Annotated in this window: 16 protein-coding genes and 2 tRNA genes; 9 read left to right on the top strand and 9 right to left on the bottom strand. The window is 67.4% G+C overall.

Annotated elements, in window-relative coordinates; translation table 11 throughout:
* Positions 1 to 94: 94 nt before the first annotated feature.
* Entirely contained in the window at positions 95 to 1,384 is a 1,290-nt protein-coding gene (locus tag P3W75_RS16510; RefSeq protein WP_276228386.1) for a M18 family aminopeptidase, read from the top strand.
* A gap of 51 nt (positions 1,385 to 1,435) precedes the next feature.
* On the opposite strand, the gene P3W75_RS16505 is transcribed toward P3W75_RS16510, so the two are convergent.
* Positions 1,436 to 2,152 (bottom strand): UTRA domain-containing protein, encoded by a 717-nt coding sequence (locus tag P3W75_RS16505; RefSeq protein WP_276228385.1) that lies wholly within the window; start codon positions 2,150 to 2,152, stop codon positions 1,436 to 1,438.
* Positions 2,153 to 2,474: 322 nt separating this feature from the next.
* Here P3W75_RS16505 and P3W75_RS16500 point away from each other — a divergent pair, with 322 nt between their 5' ends.
* From P3W75_RS16500 to P3W75_RS16480, 5 genes are all read left to right on the top strand, one after another.
* Positions 2,475 to 3,533, top strand: coding sequence for an ABC transporter substrate-binding protein (locus P3W75_RS16500; protein ID WP_276228384.1), 1,059 nt, complete (start codon positions 2,475 to 2,477; stop codon positions 3,531 to 3,533).
* A 100-nt stretch (positions 3,534 to 3,633) separates the two neighbouring features.
* Positions 3,634 to 4,476 carry an ABC transporter permease gene (locus P3W75_RS16495; protein WP_276228383.1) on the top strand — a complete coding sequence of 281 codons (843 nt, stop codon included), beginning with the start codon at positions 3,634 to 3,636 and terminating at the stop codon, positions 4,474 to 4,476.
* A complete protein-coding gene (locus P3W75_RS16490) occupies positions 4,460 to 5,248 on the top strand; it encodes an ABC transporter permease (protein WP_276228382.1) in 789 nt (262 codons plus the stop codon). Before P3W75_RS16495 ends, P3W75_RS16490 begins: the two co-directional genes overlap by 17 nt.
* A complete protein-coding gene (locus P3W75_RS16485; protein WP_276228381.1) occupies positions 5,245 to 6,240 on the top strand; it encodes an ABC transporter ATP-binding protein in 996 nt (331 codons plus the stop codon). The genes P3W75_RS16490 and P3W75_RS16485 overlap by 4 nt, the downstream gene beginning before the upstream one ends.
* On the top strand, positions 6,240 to 6,893 hold the full coding sequence (locus P3W75_RS16480) for an HAD family hydrolase (protein WP_276228380.1): 654 nt from the start codon (positions 6,240 to 6,242) through the stop codon (positions 6,891 to 6,893). The genes P3W75_RS16485 and P3W75_RS16480 overlap by 1 nt, the downstream gene beginning before the upstream one ends.
* 103 nt (positions 6,894 to 6,996) lie before the next feature.
* On the opposite strand, the gene P3W75_RS16475 is transcribed toward P3W75_RS16480, so the two are convergent.
* Positions 6,997 to 7,959, bottom strand: coding sequence for an NAD(P)H-quinone oxidoreductase (locus P3W75_RS16475; RefSeq protein ID WP_276228379.1), 963 nt, complete (start codon positions 7,957 to 7,959; stop codon positions 6,997 to 6,999).
* Between the two features lie 150 nt (positions 7,960 to 8,109).
* Between P3W75_RS16475 and P3W75_RS16470 the strand changes: the two genes are divergently transcribed.
* Positions 8,110 to 10,191 carry a carboxy terminal-processing peptidase gene (locus P3W75_RS16470; protein WP_276228378.1) on the top strand — a complete coding sequence of 694 codons (2,082 nt, stop codon included), beginning with the start codon at positions 8,110 to 8,112 and terminating at the stop codon, positions 10,189 to 10,191.
* A gap of 96 nt (positions 10,192 to 10,287) precedes the next feature.
* Positions 10,288 to 12,036, top strand: a complete 1,749-nt coding sequence (locus P3W75_RS16465; protein WP_276228377.1) for a GGDEF domain-containing protein — start codon at positions 10,288 to 10,290, stop codon at positions 12,034 to 12,036.
* A gap of 1 nt (position 12,037) precedes the next feature.
* On the opposite strand, the gene P3W75_RS16460 is transcribed toward P3W75_RS16465, so the two are convergent.
* The 7 genes from P3W75_RS16460 to P3W75_RS16430 form a co-directional block, all read right to left on the bottom strand.
* Positions 12,038 to 12,517, bottom strand: a complete 480-nt coding sequence (locus tag P3W75_RS16460; RefSeq protein WP_276228376.1) for a sel1 repeat family protein — start codon at positions 12,515 to 12,517, stop codon at positions 12,038 to 12,040.
* On the bottom strand, positions 12,514 to 12,879 hold the full coding sequence (locus tag P3W75_RS16455; protein ID WP_276228375.1) for a hypothetical protein: 366 nt from the start codon (positions 12,877 to 12,879) through the stop codon (positions 12,514 to 12,516). The genes P3W75_RS16460 and P3W75_RS16455 overlap by 4 nt, the downstream gene beginning before the upstream one ends.
* Positions 12,876 to 13,190, bottom strand: coding sequence for a helix-turn-helix domain-containing protein (locus P3W75_RS16450; protein ID WP_276228374.1), 315 nt, complete (start codon positions 13,188 to 13,190; stop codon positions 12,876 to 12,878). Before P3W75_RS16450 ends, P3W75_RS16455 begins: the two co-directional genes overlap by 4 nt.
* Before the next feature lie 146 nt (positions 13,191 to 13,336).
* Positions 13,337 to 13,762, bottom strand: a complete 426-nt coding sequence (locus P3W75_RS16445) for a YkvA family protein (RefSeq protein ID WP_276228373.1) — start codon at positions 13,760 to 13,762, stop codon at positions 13,337 to 13,339.
* A 366-nt stretch (positions 13,763 to 14,128) separates the two neighbouring features.
* Complete coding sequence (locus P3W75_RS16440) at positions 14,129 to 14,866, bottom strand: FKBP-type peptidyl-prolyl cis-trans isomerase (RefSeq protein WP_276228372.1); 738 nt, start codon at positions 14,864 to 14,866, stop codon at positions 14,129 to 14,131.
* A 231-nt stretch (positions 14,867 to 15,097) separates the two neighbouring features.
* Positions 15,098 to 15,174, bottom strand: a tRNA-Asp gene (locus P3W75_RS16435).
* A gap of 15 nt (positions 15,175 to 15,189) precedes the next feature.
* Positions 15,190 to 15,265 (bottom strand) — tRNA-Val (locus P3W75_RS16430).
* 177 nt (positions 15,266 to 15,442) lie between these two features.
* Here P3W75_RS16430 and rdgC point away from each other — a divergent pair.
* On the top strand, positions 15,443 to 16,354 hold a 912-nt coding region (rdgC, locus tag P3W75_RS16425), incomplete at its 3' end, for a recombination-associated protein RdgC (protein ID WP_276228371.1).

Below are 16,354 nucleotides of genomic sequence, written 5' to 3'. Positions count from 1 at the left end.
ATGAATCCCGCCCACGGAAGGTCCGGGCATTGGCACCGTCCGCCACGGTCACCATTTGCGATAAACTTCCGCCCATCGTTGTCCGGAGTTTCCCATGCGCGCAGATCTCAACCAGGGCCTGATCGACTTCCTCGCGGCCTCGCCGACGCCCTTCCACGCCACCACCAGCCTCGCCCGTCGCCTGGAAGAGGCCGGCTACCAGCGCCTCGACGAGCGCGACGCCTGGCGCACCGAAGCTGGCGGCCGCTACTACGTGACCCGCAACGACTCCTCGCTGATCGCCTTCAAGCTGGGCAACGACAGCCCGCTGGAACAAGGCCTGCGCCTGGTCGGCGCGCACACCGACAGCCCCTGCCTGCGGGTCAAGCCGAACCCGGAACTGGCACGCAAGGGCTACTGGCAACTGGGCGTCGAAGTCTACGGCGGCGCCCTGTTCGCGCCCTGGTTCGACCGCGACCTGTCGCTGGCCGGGCGCGTCACCTTCCGCCTGGCGGGCAAGGTCGAGAGCCGCCTGGTCGACTTCCGCGCGCCGATCGCGGTGATCCCCAACCTGGCCATCCACCTCAACCGCGAGGCCAACATGGGCTGGGCGATCAACGCCCAGACCGAGCTGCCGCCGATCCTCGCGCAGCTGGCCGCCGGCGAGAGCCGCGACTTCCGCGACCTGCTCGGCGAACAGCTGCAGCACGAGCACGGCATCATCGCCGACGCCATCCTCGACTATGAACTGAGCTTCTACGACACCCAGCGCGCGGCGGTTGTAGGCCTGGGCGGCGAATTCATCGCCGGTGCCCGCCTGGACAACCTGCTGTCCTGCTACGCCGGCCTGGAAGCGCTGCTGACCAGCGGCGACGAGCAGAGCGCGGTGCTGGTCTGCACCGACCACGAGGAAGTCGGTTCCTGCTCCGCCTGCGGCGCCGATGGCCCGTTCCTGGAGCAAGTGCTGCGCCGCCTGCTGCCCGACGGCGACGCCTTCGTGCGGGTGATCCAGCGCTCGCTGCTGGTCTCCGCCGACAACGCCCACGGCGTGCACCCGAACTACGCCGACAAGCACGACGGCAACCATGGCCCGCTGCTCAACGGCGGCCCGGTGATCAAGGTCAACAGCAACCAGCGCTACGCCACCAGCAGCGAAACCGCCGGCTTCTTCCGCCACCTGTGCCTGGAAAACGAAGTGCCGGTGCAGAGTTTCGTGACCCGCAGCGACATGGGTTGCGGCTCCACCATCGGCCCGCTCACCGCCAGCCAGCTGGGCGTGCGCACCGTCGACATCGGCCTGCCGACCTTCGCCATGCACAGCATCCGCGAACTCGCCGGCAGCCAGGACCTGCGCTACCTGGCCAAGGTGCTCAGCGCCTTCTACGACAGCGCCGAGCTGCCCTGACGCTACGCAGGCCCCGCAGGAGCGGGCTTGCCCGCTCCTACAAAAGCCCCCTCACTCCGGCACTTCCACGCTCACGTGGATGGCATCGTGCCGCCAGAACTCCAGGTCGCAGTCGATCACCCGCCCGTGCTGGTCACGGTTGATCCGGGTGATGCGCAGCGCCGGGCTGCCCTCGGCCACCCGCAGCGCGCTGGCCGCTTCGCCGTGCAGCGCCGTGGGAACCATATCGAAGCGCACCCGGCCGTAGCGGATGTCGTAGCGGCTGGAGTAGAGATCGGTCAGCGACTGGCGCAGGTCGCAGTCGAGGATGCCGGGGAAGTACGCCGGGTTCAGGTAGTGCTCGACGTACAGCACCAGGCGCCCGTCCACCCGTCGCGCGCGGCGGATCTGGTAGACGCTGGACAGCGCGGGCAGCTCCAGGTGCGCGCAGATCGCCGGGCTCGCCGGCACCTGCCGCGCCGACAGCGCTTCGGTGGCCGGCAGGCGGTCCTGGCCCGCGACCATGGCGTGGAAGTGACTGCGCACCAACGGGTTGTACAGCAGCCGCGGCGGCGACACATACCAGCCACGGCGCTCCTCGCGATAGATCAGGCCGCGCGACTCCAGCTGCGTCAGCGCCTCGCGCAGGGTGATGCGCGTGGTGTCGAACAGCTCGCTCAGGCGCCGCTCGGCCGGCAGCTTGCCGCCCGCGGGCAGCAACCCGCTGTCGATCTGTTCCAGCAGCGCCCGGCAGATCGCCGTCACCGTCGGTAGCGCTTCGTCGCGCATGCTGACTCCTTTTGGACTAGTCCAGCTCCGATGTGGAGCATTTCAACGTCACCGCGGACGCCCTTCACTCTAGAAACATCGGGTGACTATCGCATGACAAGGGCATGCCAAGCAGGCCCCGTGCCACCTCGGGGCACAGCATAGACCAGGCGAATCAATATGTTGCCCATGGTCTAGGCTGTATCCGGGAACCCCGGCCGGTCGGCGCGGGCCAACAGTGGACACGAAACTGTCACTGCCCCTGGGTAGATTGGCCTGGGTCTTGCTGATCTAGACCAGATTCAGAGCCCATCCTCGACACCAATGACCGAAGGAGCACCGAATGCGACGCTTGCTTGCTTCACTGCTGGGAACCGCAATCGCCCTGGGCGGCGCGACCGCCATGGCCGCCGACGCCGACCTGCAGGCGCTGGAACAGGCCGCGCGCCAGGAGGGCCAGGTGAACAGCGTGGGCATGCCCGACAGCTGGGCGAACTGGAAGGACACCTGGAAGGACCTGGAGAGCAAGTACGGCCTCAAGCACATGGACACCGACATGAGCTCGGCCCAGGAGCTGGCCAAGTTCAAGGCCGAGGGCGAGAACGCCAGCGCCGACATCGGCGACGTCGGCGCCGCCTTCGGCCCCATCGCCGCGCAGCAGGGCATCAGCCAGGCCTACAAGCCGAGCACCTGGGAGCAGGTCCCGGCCTGGGCCAAGGACCCGGACGGCCACTGGGCCCTGGCCTACACAGGGACCATCGCCTTCATCGTCAACAAGCAGCTGGTCAAGGACGCGCCGCGCAGCTGGGCCGACCTGCTCAAGGGCACCTACAAGGTCACCATCGGCGACGTCGGCACCGCCGCCCAGGCGGTCAACGGCGTGCTCGCCGCGGCCATCGCCAACGGCGGCGACGAGAAGAACGTCAAGCCGGGCCTGGAATTCTTCGCCCAGCTGGCCAAGCAGGGCCGCCTGTCGCTGACCAACCCGGTGATCAACACCCTGGAGAAGGGCGAGGTGGAGGTCGGCATCGTCTGGGACTTCAACGGCCTGAGCTACCGCGAACAGATCGACCCCAGCCGCTTCGAGGTGCTGATACCCGCCGACGGCTCGGTGATCTCCGGCTACACCACCATCATCAACAAGTACGCCAGGCACCCCAATGCCGCCAAGCTGGCCCGCGAGTACATCTTCAGCGACGCCGGTCAGATCAACCTGGCCAAGGGCAACGCCCGGCCGATCCGCGCCGAGCACCTCACCCTGCCCGAGGACGTGAAGGCCCGGCTGCTGCCCAACGAGCAGTACGCCAAGGCCCAGCCAATCAAGGACGCCGCGGCCTGGGAGGAAACCTCCAGGCGCCTGCCGCGCCTGTGGCAGGAGAACGTCATCATGAACATGCAGTGAGCCGCTTCCCGACACCGTCAGCACAGGCAGTCACGATGCTCCGTCCCACCGTCGATCACCTGAACCACAGCGGCGCCCCCGAACGGCAGGTGCCGCTGGCATGAAGCGCAGCCACGGGAAACACCTGGCGCTGCTCTGCCTGCTGCCCTTCGCGCTGTTCTTCTTCGCCTTCCAGCTCGCCCCGCTGCTCTGGGTGGCGATCAACAGCCTGCGCGGCGCCGACTGCTGGGGCCTGGGCAACTTCGCGGAAATCCTCGGCTCGCCCTTCTACCGCCAGGCGATCCGCTACAGCCTGGAAATCTCGCTGTGGTCGAGCCTGCTCGGGCTGCTCGTCGCGGTGCTCGGCAGCTACTCGCTGCGCCAGGTGGACAGCCGCCTGCGCGACTTCGTCATGGCCTTCGCCAACATGACCAGCAACTTCGCCGGGGTGCCGCTGGCCTTCGCCTTCATCATCATCCTCGGCTTCAACGGCGCCATCACCCTGCTGCTCAAGCAGGCCGGGATCATCCAGGACTTCAACCTCTACTCGAAGACCGGCCTGATCATTCTCTACACCTACTTCCAGATTCCCCTGGGGGTGATGCTGCTCTACCCGGCCTTCGACGCCCTGCGCGACGACTGGCGCGAGTCCGCCGCGCTGCTCGGCGCCGGCCCCTGGGCGTTCTGGCGGCACATCGGCATCCCGGTGCTGACCCCGGCGCTGCTGGGCACCTTCGTCATCCTCCTGGCCAACGCCCTGGGCGCCTACGCCACCGTCTACGCGCTGACCACCGGCAACTTCAACGTGGTGCCGATCCGCATCGCCGGCCTGGTCTCCGGCGACGTCTTCCTCGACCCGAACCTGGCCAGCGCCCTGGCGATGCTGCTGGTCGGCCTGATGACCCTGATCACCCTGGTCCACCAGTGGCTGCTGCGGCGGAGCTACCATGTCCAGAAACGCTAGCCCGCTGTACCACCGCCTGGTGGTCTACGCGCTGTTCCTGATCCTCCTGCTGCCGCTGGCGGCCACCCTGCTCTACTCCCTGGCCACCCAGTGGTCGGCCAGCGTGCTGCCCGACGGCCTGACCTTGAAGTGGTACCTGCAGCTGTGGGGCGACCCACGCTTCCTCACCGCCTTCGGCCAGTCGCTGCTGGTGTGCTTCGGCGCGCTGCTGCTGAGCGTGCTGCTGATCCTGCCGCTGATGTTCGTGGTGCACTACCACTTCCCGCGCCTGGACGCGCTGATGAACGTGCTCATCCTGCTGCCCTTCGCGGTGCCGCCGGTGGTCTCCTCGGTGGGCCTGCTGCAGCTCTACGCGTCCGGCCCGCTGCCGCTGACCGGCACGCCGTGGATACTCATCGGCTGCTACTTCACCGTCGCCCTGCCGTTCATGTACCGCGCCATCGGCAACAACCTGCAGGCGATCAACCTGCACGACCTGATGGACGCCGCCCACCTGCTCGGTGCCAGCACCTGGCAGGCGGCGCTGCTAGTGGTGCTGCCGAACCTGCGCAAGGGCCTGATGGTGGCACTGTTCCTGTCCTTCAGCTTCCTCATTGGCGAGTTCGTCTTCGCCAACCTGCTGGTCGGCACCCGCTACGAGACACTGCAGGTGTTCCTCAACAACATGCGCAACAGCAGCGGCCACTACACCAGCGCGGTGGTGGTCTCCTACTTCCTGTTCATCCTGCTGCTGACCTGGGCCGCCAACCGCCTGAACAAGGACCGCACATGAGCTTCCTCAGCGTCGAACGTCTGAACAAGAGCTTCGGCAACACCCAGGTGTTCCACGACATCGACTTCGCCGCCGAACGCGGCGAGTTCGTCACCCTGCTCGGCCCCAGCGGCTGCGGCAAGTCCACCCTGCTGCGCTGCATCGCCGGGCTCACTAGCGTGGACGGTGGCCGCGTGCTGCTGGACGGCCACGACCTGGTGCCGCTGTCGCCGCAGAAGCGCGGCATCGGCATGGTGTTCCAGAGCTACGCGCTGTTCCCCAACATGACCGTGCAGCAAAACGTCGCCTTCGGCCTGCGCATGCAGAAGGTCGCCGCCGCCGAAAGCCGGACGCGCGTCGCCGAGGCGCTGGAGATGGTCGAGCTGGGCCCGCTCGCGGCGCGCTACCCGCACCAGCTCTCCGGCGGCCAGAGCCAGCGCGTGGCCCTGGCCCGCTCGCTGGTCACCCGCCCGCGCCTGCTGCTGCTCGACGAACCGCTGTCGGCGCTGGACGCGCGCATCCGCAAGCACCTGCGCGAGCAGATTCGCCGCATCCAGCAGGAACTGAAGCTGACCACGGTGTTCGTCACCCACGACCAGGAAGAGGCGCTGACCCTCTCCGACCGCATCGTCCTGATGAACGCCGGGCGCATCGTCCAGAGCGGCGACGCCGAAACCCTCTACACCGCGCCGGTGGACGCCTTCGCCGCCGGCTTCATCGGCAACTACAACTTGCTCGACGCCGAGCAGGCCGGCAAGCTGCTCGGCCGCGCCTTCGCCGGGCGGGTGGCGATCCGCCCGGAGGCCCTGCGCCTGAGCCGGGAAAGCGGCGACGGGATCGCCGTGAAAGTGCTCTCGCACAGCCTCCTGGGCAACGTCATCCGTTACCGGGTGGAGGCCAACGGCGTCGAACTGACGGTGGACGCGCTCAACCGCGGCGCCGAACGCCTGTACCCCGCCGGCAGCCACCTGGCCCTGGCGATAGACCCTGACAGTATCCGGGAGGTGGGCTGATGGCCCTGGTGATCTTCGACCTTGACGAAACCCTGATCGACGGCGACTGCGCCAGCCTTTGGAGCCGGCGCATGGCCCAGCTCGGCTGGGTCGACGGCGAATCCTTCGTGCGCCGCGACACCGAGCTGATGGCGCGCTACGCCCTCGGCGAGCTGTCCATGGAGGACTACATGGCGTTCAGCCTGGAGCCCATGGCCGGGCGCAGCGTCGACGAAGTCGAGCGCGAGGTCGAGCCCTTCGTCGAGGACGTCATCGAGCCGCTGATCTACAGCGAGGCCTGCAGCACCCTGGCACGCCACCGCGCCGCCGGCGACCGCCCGCTGGTGATCTCCGCTTCCGCCGTGCACCTGGTGCAGGCGATCGCCGAACGCATCGGCATCGAAGAGGTGCTGGCGATCGACCTGGAAGTCCGCGACGGCCACTACACCGGCCGCACCCAGGGCGTGCTGACCTACCGCGAAGGCAAGATCGTCCGCCTGCTCGACTGGCTCGGCGGCGACGCAAGCCAGCTGGCCGGCGCGCACTTCTACTCCGACTCGCGCAACGACCTGCCGCTGCTGCGCCGCGTCGGCAACCCGCACACGGTCAACCCCGACCCGGTGCTGCGCGCCGAGGCCGAGACACACGGCTGGGAAATCCTCGCCTGGCGCTGAGGACGCCAACGCCCTTCGCCACGCTATTCCCCTGTAGGAGCGCGCCCTGCGCGCGAAATCGCGGGCAGGGCCCGCTCCTGCGGGTACGGTGCGGAACTGCCCGTCAGGCCAGGCTCTCGTCGATCAGCAGCACCACCTTGCCCTGCACCTGGTTGCTGGCCAGCGTCTCGAAGGCCGGCTCGGCGTCCTTGGCGGCGAAGGTGCGCTCCAGCTGCGGCTTCAGCTGCCCGCTGGCGAACAGCGGCCAGACCCGGGTGCCCAGCTCGGCGATCAGTTGCGCCTTGAAGTCGGCGTCGCGGGTGCGCAGGGTCGAGCCGGTGAGCTGGATGCGCTTGCCCAGCAGCAGGGCCAGGTCCAGCTCGGCCTTGCGCCCGCCCATCAGGCCGATCACCACCCAGCGCCCGTCCAGGCGCAGCACCTGCAGATTGATCGCCGCGTAGTTGGCGCCCACCGGGTCGAGGATCACGTCGAAGGGCGCGAAGTCACGCAGCGCCTCCAGGCCGTCGCCGCGCAGCACGCCGCCTTCGGCGCCGAGGGCCTCGCAGTAGGCCAGGCGCTCGGCGGAACCGACGCTGACCCAGCAGGGGCTGCCAAAGGCCTTGCACAGCTGGATGCCGGCCGAACCAACGCCACTGGCGCCGGCGTGCAGCAGGACCTTCTCGCCCGGGCGCAGGCCGCCGAGCTGGAACAGGTTGAGCCAGGCGGTGGCATACACCTCCGGCAGCCCCGCCGCCTCGGCCAGCGACAGGCCGGCCGGCACCGGCAGCACGTGGCGGGCGTCGACCACCACCTCGTCGGCCATGCCGCCACCGGCCAGCAGCGCGCAGACGCGGTCGCCAACCTGCCAGGTGGCGCCGGCGCCGACTTCACTGATCACCCCGGAGCACTCCAGGCCCAGGGCGTCGCTGGCCCCGGGCGGTGGCGGATAGAGCCCCGCGCGCTGCAACAGGTCGGCGCGATTCAGACCGGCGGCGGCGACGCGGATGCGCACCTGTCCCGCCGCGCAGACCGGCGCCGGGCGTTCGCCCCATTGCGCCCGACCTTCGATACCTTGCAATGCGTTCACGCTACCTCCATAGTGCTTCAACAGGCCCGCACCACTTGGTCGGGCCTTTTCTTCGCTCGTCGCACCGGCTTCCACTTTCCTCGAAAGGGGAACCGGCGCCGCCAGATACGGCCTAATATGCGTCATAACTCCGCACCCAGTCGAATAAGCATGAAGCGATTTTTGCCCCGTACCGCCCTGCTGCTGGTCCTCGGTGCCAGCGCCCTGTCCTCGTTCGCCGCGCCCACGGCCGGCACGAACTCCTGGGACGGCCTGCAACCGGACCGCGACCAGGTGATCGCCAGCCTCAACATCGTCGAGCTGCTCAAGCGTCACCACTACAGCAAGCCGCCGCTCAACGACGATCGCTCGGCGAAGATCTACGACGCCTACATCAAGGCCCTGGACCCGTCGCGGATGTACTTCACCGCCGCCGATATCGCCCAGTTCACCCCCTGGCGCACGCAGTTCGACGACTTCCTCAAGAGCGGCGAGCTGGACCCGGGCTTCACCATCTACAAGCGTCACCTCGACCGCCTCAAGGAGCGCCTGGACTTCGCCCTGGCGACGCTCGGCAAGGGCGTCGACAAGATCGACTTCAAGGTCGACGAGAGCCTGACCATCGACCGCGAGAACGCCGCGTGGGCGAAGAACAGCGCCGAACTCGACGACCTCTGGCGCAAGAAGGTCAAGGACGAAGTCCTGCGCCTGAAGATCGCCGGCAAGGATGACAAGGCCATCCAGGAACAGCTGACCAAGCGCTACAAGAACCAGCTGATGCGTCTGGAGCAGACCCGCAGCGAGGACATCTTCCAGGCCTACATCAACGCCTTCGCGCAGACCTACGACCCGCACACCCAGTACCTGTCGCCGGACAGCGCGGAAAACTTCGACATCAACATGAGCCTTTCCCTGGAAGGCATCGGCGCGGTGCTGCAGAGCGACAACGACTACGTCAAGGTCGTGCGCCTGGTGCCGGCCGGCCCGGCGGAGAAGAGCAAGCAGATCGCCACCTCGGACAAGATCATCGGCGTCGCCCAGGGCAAGGGCGAGATGGTCGACGTGGTCGGCTGGCGCCTCGACGAAGTGGTCAAGCTGATCCGCGGCCCGAAAGGCTCGCAGGTGCGCCTGGAAGTGATTCCGTCGAGCAACGCGCCGAACGACCAGACCAGCAAGATCGTCACCATCACCCGCGAGGCGGTGAAGCTCGAAGACCAGGCGGCGAAGAAGTCGGAAATCACCCTCGACCACGACGGCCGCAGCTACAAGCTCGGCGTGATCGACGTGCCGGCCTTCTACCTGGACTTCAAGGCCTACCGCGCCGGCGACCCGAACTACAAGAGCACCACGCGCGACGTGAAGAAGCTCATCGGCGAGCTGCAGAAGGACAAGGTCGACGGCATCGTCATCGACCTGCGCAACAACGGCGGCGGCTCCCTCCAGGAAGCCACCGAGCTGACCGGCCTGTTCATCGACCAGGGCCCGACCGTGCTGGTGCGCAACAGCGACGGCCGCGTCGACGTGCTCAACGATGACGAGGGCAAGGCCTTCTACAGCGGCCCGATGACCGTGCTGGTCAACCGCCTCTCGGCCTCGGCCTCGGAGATCTTCGCCGGCGCCATGCAGGACTACCACCGCGCGCTCATCGTCGGCGGCCAGACCTTCGGCAAGGGCACCGTGCAGACCATCCAGCCGCTCAACCACGGCGAGCTGAAGCTGACCCTGGCGAAGTTCTACCGCGTCTCCGGGCAGAGCACCCAGCACCAGGGCGTGATCCCGGACATCAGCTACCCGTCGATCGTCGACGACAAGGAAATCGGCGAGAGCGCCCTGCCCGACTCCATGCCCTGGGACACCATCCGCCCGGTGCTGTCGGCGCAAAGCGACCCGTTCAAGCCGTTCCTCGACCAGCTGAGGATCCAGCACGACGCGCGCACCGAGCACAACGCCGACTTCGTCTACGCCCGTCAGCGCCTGGCCCTGGCCCAGGAACTGATGAAAGAGAAGACCGTCAGCCTCAACGAAGCCAAGCGCCGCGCCCAGCAGAGCAGCATCGAGGGCCGTCAACTGGCCATGGAGAACGCCCTGCGCAAATCCAAGGGCCAGGAGCCGCTGAAAGTGCTCAAGCAGGAAGACGACAACGCCCTGCCGGACGACGACAAGACCAAGCCGCAGGATGACGCCTACCTCACCGAGTCCGGGCACATCCTGCTGGACTTCCTGACGCTCAGCTCGGCGGTGGCCAAGCACTAAAGCGTCGAGTCGTCACGAAACAGTCATGACGCAGTAGTGAAATGCGCAAGGGCCGGAATACCGGCCCTTCGTCTTTTCACCCCACAGAGAACCGTCATGACCGTCACCGAGCAGTTGAGCGCGCTGGGCCAGATCCTCGCTCACGGCGACCTGCATTGTCTGTTCCAACCCATAGTGTCGCTCTCCGAGCGGCGCCTGGTGGGCTACGAGGCTCTCACCCGAGGCCCCTCCAACAGCCCGTTGCATTCCCCCCTGACACTGTTCAGCACCGCGCGCCACGCCGGGCGCCTGAGTGAACTGGACGCGCTCTGCCGGCGCGTCGCCTGTCAGCGCTTCCGGGAACTCAAGCTGGACGGCAAGCTGTTCCTCAACGTCTCCCCAGAGTCGCTGCTGGACCCCAACCACCAGCCGGGGCGCACCCTGCAATTGCTGCAGACCCTGGGCATCGCGCCGGGCGACGTGGTCATCGAGCTGACCGAGCAGGCCCCCATCGAAGACTTCGGCCTGCTCGACACCGCCCTGCACCACTACCGCGCCATGGGCTTCTGCATCGCCCTGGACGACCTCGGCGCCGGCTACTCCAGCCTGCGCCTGTGGTCGGAACTGCGCCCGGACTACGTGAAGATCGACCGCCACTTCATCGACGGCATCCACCAGGATGGGGTCAAGCGCGAGTTCGTCGGCTCGATCCTGAAGATGGCCCACGCCTCCCGCGCCCAGGTGATCGCCGAAGGCATCGAGCTGACGGAGGAGCTGGCGGTGCTCTCGGAGATGGGCGTCGACCTGGTCCAGGGCTACCTGATCGGCCGCCCCAATGAGCAGCCGTCGCGCGACGTGCGCAGCATGCTGCCGGAGCTGGAGCAGAGCGACAGCCTGCACGGCGAGGAACAGGGCGACCTGCGCCCGCTGCTGCTGGAGCAGCCGGCGGTGCAGCGCGACACGCCGATCCAGGAGGTGCTCGAAGCCTTCCGCGCCCAGGCCAACCTGAACTCCCTGGCGGTGCTCGACGAACACCGCCAGCCGATCGGCATCGTCCACCGCCACGTACTCTCCGACGCCCTGCTCAAGCCGTTCGGCACCGAGCTGTACGCGCGCAAGCCGATCAGCCGGCTGATGACCGACGACTTCCTGGCCGTCGAGCAAAGCCAGTCGCTGCAGCAGGTCAGCCGGCTGCTCACCAGCCGCGCGCGGCAGCGCATCGAGGAAGACTTCATCATCACCCAGGGCGGTCGCTACCTCGGCCTGGGCCGGGTGATCGACGTGCTCAAGCTGATCACCGAGCTGAAGATCCGCCAGGCGCGCTACGCCAATCCGCTGACCCTGCTGCCGGGCAACGTGCCGATCCAGCAGTGCCTCGGCCGCCTGCTGCAGCAGCACCGCGAGGCGGCGGTGTGCTACGTCGACATCGACAGCTTCAAGCCCTTCAACGACCTCTACGGCTACGCCCGTGGCGACGAGGTGCTGCTGTGCCTGGCGCAATGCCTGAGCGACCGGGTCGACCCCGGCAGCGACTTCGTCGGCCACATCGGCGGCGACGACTTCATGCTGGTGATCGCCTCGGAGGACTGGCGCACCCGCCTGAACCACCTGCTGGAGGACTTCCAGGGCCAGTGCCGGCGCTTCTACAGCCAGGAGCACCTGCAGGCCGGCTGCTTCGTCTCGCACAACCGCAGCGGCCAGCGCCAGGAGTTCCCGTTGCTGTCGCTATCGATCGGGGTGGTGCGCATCCACGCCGGCGCCGGCGAGCACCTGGACGCCTCGCAACTGGCCAGCGTGGCCTCGGAGGCCAAGCGTCACGCCAAGGAAGTGCCGGGCTACAGCCTGCACATCATCGAGCTGGACTGACTCAGAGCCCCAGCTGTGCCGCGCGCTCGGCATAGCGCACGGCCTGCTCGGCATCGGCCGCCAGGCCGGGGCCGCCTTCGCGGTAGAGATCGGCCAGGCGTCGCGCGGCCAGCGGATGGCCCGCCGCGGCGGCCTGGGCCCAGAAGCGCGCGGCCCGCTCGGCGTCCGGCGATTGCTGCGGGCTGCCCTGCAGCGCCTGCGCGCCGAGCTGGTAGGCGGCCTTGGCGTCGCCGCCTGCCGCCGCCAGCGCCAGCAGGCGCAGGCCTTCCTCGCGGGCGCCGAAGCCCTGGCCGCGGAACAGCAGGAGGTGACCGTAGAAACTCTGCGCCGGCACGTCGCCGAGCGCGGCCATGCGCGCGAACTGCCCCTGCATCCACTGCCAGGCGCGCGGCTGGCGCACCAGCCAGGGCCAGCCCAGCAGGCGCCGCGCCACGGCGTAGGCCAGGCGTGCGCGCAGGCGCCAGTACCATTCGCGGTTCAAAGTTCTTCCGGGTAGTCGAACTCGAACACCCGCACCACCTCGGCGGCGTGCCAGCCGGCGGCGGCGGGACCGTCCGAGGCGCCGGCGAAGCGCCCCAGGCGCTCCACGCACTCGAAGAAGCCGGTGCGCGGCAGGCGGCTGGCGCCCTGGCTGATCACCAGCGAGCTGCGCAGCGGCCGCCCGGCGCGGGCATCGAGCGCCGCCAGGTGTTCCAGCGCGGCGGTCAGGGTGGTCATCGCCGGGGTCGGCAGTTGCAGGCGCTCGATCAGCGCCCGGTAGGTCAGCAGGTGGCGCTGGCGGCGCGCGTCTTCCAGCTCGTCCAGCAGTCCCTGCCAGTGCTTGCGGCTGATATGCACGCTCAAGGTGCCGGCTCCGGTTTCACTCCCAGGGCGCGGCGCAGGCCATGTTCGACAGCCTCGCTGGCTTCGCGCTCGCCGCTCTCGATCATCGCCAGGTAGCTGGGGCTGATGCCCACGTCGCGCGCCAGCGCCTCCAGCGACATACCGCGCGCCTCGCGCAGCTCGCGCCAGGAGGCCTGCGCGACAGGCGCGGCGACGGGAGCCGCGGGCGTGGCGCCACGGGCGTCGGCAGCGGCCAGCAGCGCCTGGTATTCGGCCCAGGGAAGCACGGCGTACTCCGCTTCGCCGTCTTTCAGGATCACTTGCACATTCATCGACAACACTCCTTGCACGCCGACATCTTAACAGGCACCGATGGCGACTACTGCCACCGACTCGGCATACCGGCCCTCTACAGTATCGCCCATGAAACGCCTGTCGGCCTCCCGGAGCGCCCACCGTAGCGGCCTCGAACCCTCGCTCAGCCGCGCAGCGGTCGCTCCGGCGGCGGCAACAGGGCCAGGGACTCGCGGGTTTCGCGGCTCTGCGCGTCGCGCCAGAGCTTGAAGCCGTCCAGCTCGGACTGCCAATGGCGGACCACCCAGGCCAGCACCGCGAGGTCATCGAGCAGGCCGATGCCGGGCAGCCAGTCGGGAATCACATCCACCGGCGAGAGGAAATACAGCAGCGCCGCCACCACCGCCAGCAGCGCCTTGGGGTTCAGCCCGCGATACTGGCCACGCACGGTCGCCAGGGCCAGCTCCTGGAGCAGCCGAAGATCGCTTTTCACCAGTTTCAGCCGCGAGCTCTTGCGCGCCACCGCGAACAGCAGCGCCGGCACCCGGCCACGGGCCAGGAAGCGTTCGGCCAGCCCCAGGTAACGATCGAATCCGACGGGTTTCTTCATCGGGCACCTCTTCCCGGCGGCTGCGCCGGGCGCTTGCGGGTTATCCACCTTTCCTGTGGATAACTCTGTTGAAAGATTACCCTCCAGCCGCCGAAACGCCCGCCGCCAGCGGCCTGCAGACAGATCGGCGATTTTTTATCCAGGCCTGGAAACCTGTTAAAAATCATGCAGTTGCGACTATTCGATTATCGCTGTCGCTGTCAAGCACCGATGGCCGGAGCGGCTGCGACATAGATGTGCATAAGGGTAACACCCACCCTCAGGCTACTCCCAAACAGACTCTCCGGTCAGGCCCGGATTCACCGCCTCGGCCCTGAAGCAAGAACGCCCCGCGCGGGCGGGGCGTTCTTTCTGGTACGAATGTACTCAGTTCTGCGCGGGCGCTTGCGGCTGATCGCCACCGGCCTGGCTCGGGTCCTTGATACCCAGCAGTTCCAGGTCGAACACCAGCACCGAGTTGGCCGGAATGGTCGGGCTCGGGCTCTGCGAGCCGTAGGCCAGCTCGCTCGGGATGTACAGCTTGATCTTCTCGCCGACGTGCATCAGCTGCAGCGCTTCGACCCAACCCGGGATCACGCCGTTGACCGGCAGGTCGATGGGGCTGCCGCGCTGGATCGAGCTGTCGAACACGGTACCGTCGGTCAGCTTGCCCTCGTAGTGCACGGTGACCACGTCGGTCGCCTTGGGCTGCGGGCCGTCGGCCTTCTTCACGACTTCGTACTGCAGGCCGGACTTGGTGGTGACCACGCCTTCGCGCTTGCCGTTGTCCTCGAGGAACTTCTTGCCGGCCTTGAGGGTTTCGTCGCCCAGCTTGGCCATGCGCTCTTCGGAACGCTTCTGCAGGTCGGTGAACGCCTGGGTCAGCTCTTCATCGGTGACGCGCTGCGGCTTCTTGCCGACGGCATCTTCGATGCCCTGGGCGACGGCCTTGGAGTCGAGATCGTTCATGCCTTCCTGGGCCAGGCTCTTGCCCATGTTCAGGCCGATGCCGTAGGAAGCCTTCTGTGCCGAAGTCTTGAGCTCCACAGTGGCAGCCTGCTGATCGCAGCCTGCGAGAACCAGGCCGACCAGTGCGATCGCTGCCGCCAACCGATGTTGTTTCATGCTGATTCCTTGTCTGATTGCCATGCTGGCATTTCGGTGAAGCCGCGAGCTTATCAGGGCGTCGCGGCCAATGGCTATGGGCAATAGGAACCACCGCCGCAGGATAAGTTCCCACAGCAAACTTATAGAAAAATTAACAGGATAGGCGTTGCGAACGGCGTCGCGAAGAAGCCTTTTCCGGGACCGGAAAAGACAAAGCCCCCAGGCATTTCTGCCTGAGGGCTTGGAATATGGCGCAGCGGACGGGACTCGAACCCGCGACCCCCGGCGTGACAGGCCGGTATTCTAACCGACTGAACTACCGCTGCGTCGGACCCCGAGATTGGTGGGTGATGACGGGATCGAACCGCCGACCCTCTGCTTGTAAGGCAGATGCTCTCCCAGCTGAGCTAATCACCCTTCACTCTCGAAGTGGGGCGCATTCTACGGGCGCTTCTTCACCCTGGCAAGCCCTTGAATGAAAAAATTTTTCTGCCGTTCCAAAGGCTTAGGAATGGGCGGCGAATCGCCATGGGCTTGGCCTGGACCGCCGCTGGCGGAATAATGCAGACCTTTGTGCCCAGGAGTTTGATCCTTATGTGGTTCCGTAACCTGCTCGTCTACCGCCTCACCCAGGATCTGCAGATCGATGCCGATGCCCTCGAGAAAGCCCTGGCCAGCAAGCCGGCGCGCCCCTGCGCCAGCCAGGAACTGACCACCTACGGCTTCACCGCGCCGTTCGGCAAGGGCCCCGACGCGCCCCTGGCGCACGTCAGCCAGGGCTTCTACCTGATCAGCACGCGCAAGGAGGAACGCATCCTCCCCGGCAGCGTGGTGCGTGACGCCCTCAAGGAAAAGGTCGACGAGATCGAGACCGCGCAGATGCGCAAGGTCTACAAGAAGGAGCGCGACCAGCTCAAGGACGAGATCGTCCAGAGCCTGCTGCCGCGCGCCTTCATCCGCCGCTCCTCGACCTTCGCCGCGATCGCCCCCGAGCTGGGCCTGATCCTGGTGGACTCGGCCAGCGCGAAGAAGGCCGAGGACCTGCTCTCCACCCTGCGCGAAGCCCTCGGTTCGCTGCCGGTGCGCCCGCTCACCGTCAAGGTCGCGCCCAGCGCCACCCTGACCGACTGGGTGAAGACCCAGGAAGCCGCCGGCGACTTCTTCGTGCTGGACGAGTGCGAGCTGCGCGACACCCATGAAGACGGCGGCGTGGTGCGCTGCAAGCGCCAGGACCTGACCAGCGACGAGATCCAGCTGCACCTGTCCTCCGGCAAGCTGGTCACCCAGCTGTCCCTGGCCTGGTCCGACAAGCTCAGCTTCGTGCTCGACGACAAACTGGCGATCAAGCGCCTGCGCTTCGAGGAACTGCTCCAGGAGCAGGCCGAGAAGGACGGTGGCGACGACGCCCTCGGCCAGCTCGACGCCAGCTTCATCCTGATGATGCTGACCTTCGGCCAGTTCCTCCCGGCGCTGTTCGAGGCGCTCGGCGGCGAGGAAATCCCCCAG

It is taken from the genome of Pseudomonas citronellolis, assembly GCF_029335315.1.
In the GTDB taxonomy this organism is placed as follows: Bacteria; Pseudomonadota; Gammaproteobacteria; order Pseudomonadales; family Pseudomonadaceae; genus Pseudomonas; species Pseudomonas citronellolis_A.
This window is presented reverse-complemented; position numbering and strand designations above follow the sequence as displayed.

Coding starts and splice junctions, on each gene's coding strand:
- P3W75_RS16510 (WP_276228386.1), top strand. CDS start 95: ATGCGCGCAGATCTCAACCAGGGCCTGATCGACTTCCTCGCGGCCTCG.
- P3W75_RS16505 (WP_276228385.1), bottom strand. CDS start 2,152: ATGCGCGACGAAGCGCTACCGACGGTGACGGCGATCTGCCGGGCGCTG.
- P3W75_RS16500 (WP_276228384.1), top strand. CDS start 2,475: ATGCGACGCTTGCTTGCTTCACTGCTGGGAACCGCAATCGCCCTGGGC.
- P3W75_RS16495 (WP_276228383.1), top strand. CDS start 3,634: ATGAAGCGCAGCCACGGGAAACACCTGGCGCTGCTCTGCCTGCTGCCC.
- P3W75_RS16490 (WP_276228382.1), top strand. CDS start 4,460: ATGTCCAGAAACGCTAGCCCGCTGTACCACCGCCTGGTGGTCTACGCG.
- P3W75_RS16485 (WP_276228381.1), top strand. CDS start 5,245: ATGAGCTTCCTCAGCGTCGAACGTCTGAACAAGAGCTTCGGCAACACC.
- P3W75_RS16480 (WP_276228380.1), top strand. CDS start 6,240: ATGGCCCTGGTGATCTTCGACCTTGACGAAACCCTGATCGACGGCGAC.
- P3W75_RS16470 (WP_276228378.1), top strand. CDS start 8,110: ATGAAGCGATTTTTGCCCCGTACCGCCCTGCTGCTGGTCCTCGGTGCC.
- P3W75_RS16465 (WP_276228377.1), top strand. CDS start 10,288: ATGACCGTCACCGAGCAGTTGAGCGCGCTGGGCCAGATCCTCGCTCAC.
- P3W75_RS16450 (WP_276228374.1), bottom strand. CDS start 13,190: ATGAATGTGCAAGTGATCCTGAAAGACGGCGAAGCGGAGTACGCCGTG.
- P3W75_RS16445 (WP_276228373.1), bottom strand. CDS start 13,762: ATGAAGAAACCCGTCGGATTCGATCGTTACCTGGGGCTGGCCGAACGC.
- P3W75_RS16440 (WP_276228372.1), bottom strand. CDS start 14,866: ATGAAACAACATCGGTTGGCGGCAGCGATCGCACTGGTCGGCCTGGTT.